Below are 2,451 nucleotides of genomic sequence, written 5' to 3'. Positions count from 1 at the left end.
GACGGGCAGATCCGATACGTCACCGCGGTCCGCACGTTCACCGGCTCGAAGGTGATGCGCGACCTCACCGTCGACGACATCCACACGTACTATGTGATCGCCGGTGACCGGCCCGTCCTCGTTCACAATAACGACGGCGACGAATTGTTTGGTCAGTCGTGCCCAATCTATCGGACTCCTAAGAAAGTCGATGTTGATTACGAGACCAAGAACGGACCGAACCCAAAAAACCACCAGAAAACCGCCGACGATGACGGCATGGCATATTTTGGAGAAGAGAGCGTCGCTGCCGAATATCGCGGAGTAGGTAGCTACGCGGACGGTATGGTTCGCTACGATATGCATCCGTCGTTCTTAAAAGAATTTGCTGACACGGCACACCGATGTGACTGGAAGGGTCCCGGCGGTAAGCCACGAATAGAGTTCGCGATTCCTGTAGACAGGTTAGGCAGGTTCGCTGAACTGACGTTGAGGCGCACGTGGTTGCCGCGAAGGGGGTAGGATACTCTAATGCCGGTTGACCATGAAGAGCTCGACGCCGAAGTGATTGCAATTCGTCCCTGGGGATATGTGCTTGATGTTGGGGATGGAATGAAAGCTTCTATGGATAATACGAAAACACTGCACTGGAAAGGATTGAGTGAACCACTCGAACTGGGCAATCGCGTTCGAGTGGTGGTCTTGGATGATACACGAACACCTTGCCGCGTAAGCGCACTTCCGGAGGATTTTCATATTGCGAAATCTCTCCGGGATAAGGGTGGGCAATCGGCTAGTCGGCAGGGATGAGCCCTCCTCTAGTCGCGATTTCGATCGCGACTAGAGGGCGTTGGCGTGGCTGCACTCCGTCTTGTGACCACTGCAGAGTGCGTCGAAGGGTGCCCACGTGCGCTCGGGTTGCCGTCAGCGTCGCCGTTAACTACATACATTATATGCGGATTAATGGATGCGGTTGTCCAATGTGGAACAACTCCAGTAGCTGGGCTGGGTGGTGCTGGCGGCCCGGACGCGTCGGTTGGTGTGCTTGATGACCGCGAGCACGTACATTGGTGCTCCGGTCAGGGTGAGGCTCTCGAAGAAGTCGCATGCCAGCAGGGCGTCGGCCTGGGGGCGCGGGAAGTCGGCCCACGTGCCGCCGGTGCGTTCGGGTGCCGGGTCTATCCCGGCTTCCTGCAGGATCTCCCATGCGGTGGATGCGGCCGCCTGAATGCCGAGCGCGAGCAGTTCGCCGTGAAGTCGGCAATATCCGCAGCTGGGTTTCTCCTGCGCGAGGCGCAGGACCAGGGCGCGGATCGAGTGCGCGGTCCGCGGCCGGCCTGGGCGCTTGGGCCGGGACCGGGGCGCGTGGCGGCGTGCGAGTAGGTCGCGGTGCCAGCACGGGACTGTGTCCGGGCGTACCGGTAGCCGCAATCGACGCAGCAGGTCCCGCGGGAGTCGGTGCAGCAGCGCTGCCAGGAACGCCGGATCGCTCGGGTGAAACCGTAACCTCTGCTTGCCCAGTTGCCGCTGCAGGACTGTGATCTGATGGCGCAGCGCCAGGATTTTCACGTCCTTGTCCCGGTCGCTCATCCGCAGCAGGCGCAGCATGGCGAACGCGCTTGTCACGCCCAAGTACGCGAGTCGCAGCAGCACGGCGGACCATCATGCTGTGGCGATCAGCGGCTGCGCGAGCGCTCAGCGCGAGCAATCGGGGCGGAGATCCCGTCCAGCCACGCACCGGCTCCGACCAGGGCGGATGAGGTTTTCGGCAGGGGCAGGGTCAGTAGCCGCCAGACGGTGCTGCCGACCGGCACGCCCCGGTTGAACTCGAGCCGGACCTGGCCGCGTTCGTCGAGGTCATGCAGCCAATCCTGATCGCGGCGAAGGACGATGCCCCAGCGAGGACTGCGCAGACCGCCACGGCCAGCAGCGCGCTCAGCGGATAGCGCACGCCGCGCGGGTCACGAGGATCGGGCACCGCGGTGAGGGCGTGAATCAGCCCGCCGTGTTCACCATCGGTGACCGGCGCGGTCGAGGTCGTGGAGGTAGGTGCTGTTACGGCCGGTAAAGGGATGAGAGACGATGCCATCGGCGGGTGGGGTCTTCCTCGGTGTCGTGAAGCGTCGCAACTCCATGATCACCGATGCGGCCCCACCCGCTTCCCACGCCTGTATAGAGGCCGGTCACGCATCAGATTCCCTGGTCAACACCCCACCGCTCGACTACGCAATAGCCCTGACGGGTCACGGCGCGCAGGGCTTCCGGGGATCGGCGCCACGCCGCTACGCGCCGTGCCAACGAACGGCCCCGCGGCCATCCAGGCGGACCCCGCGGAACCCTTGGAGCACCCATCTCCCCTTCCCGGCAGGCAAGAGTCGGGCGAGTTCAGCCGGTGGAAGCATTCGCCTCGACGAGTTCGGTGAATATCTCGGAGGGCTTCTTCCAATCGTGGATCTTACGCGGTCGGTCGTT

Annotated in this window: 2 protein-coding genes and 2 pseudogenes; 2 read left to right on the top strand and 2 right to left on the bottom strand. The window is 62.8% G+C overall.

What is annotated here, in order from left to right; translation table 11 throughout:
- Both AB0C02_RS33515 and AB0C02_RS33510 read left to right on the top strand, forming a co-directional pair.
- A pseudogene (locus AB0C02_RS33515) lies at positions 1-501 on the top strand (hypothetical protein); the annotation flags it as partial.
- A 9-nt stretch (positions 502-510) separates the two neighbouring features.
- Positions 511-789, top strand: a complete 279-nt coding sequence (locus AB0C02_RS33510) for a hypothetical protein (protein WP_357553228.1) — start codon at positions 511-513, stop codon at positions 787-789.
- 150 nt (positions 790-939) lie between these two features.
- On the opposite strand, the gene AB0C02_RS33505 is transcribed toward AB0C02_RS33510, so the two are convergent.
- Positions 940-1,632 carry a transcriptional regulator gene (locus tag AB0C02_RS33505; RefSeq protein WP_357553227.1) on the bottom strand — a complete coding sequence of 231 codons (693 nt, stop codon included), beginning with the start codon at positions 1,630-1,632 and terminating at the stop codon, positions 940-942.
- Between the two features lie 229 nt (positions 1,633-1,861).
- A pseudogene (locus AB0C02_RS33500) lies at positions 1,862-1,978 on the bottom strand (transposase family protein); the annotation flags it as partial.
- Between the last annotated feature and the right edge of the window lie 473 nt (positions 1,979-2,451).

This window comes from Micromonospora sp. NPDC048999, from assembly GCF_040649295.1.
In the GTDB taxonomy this organism is placed as follows: Bacteria; Actinomycetota; Actinomycetes; order Mycobacteriales; family Micromonosporaceae; genus Micromonospora.
This window is presented reverse-complemented; position numbering and strand designations above follow the sequence as displayed.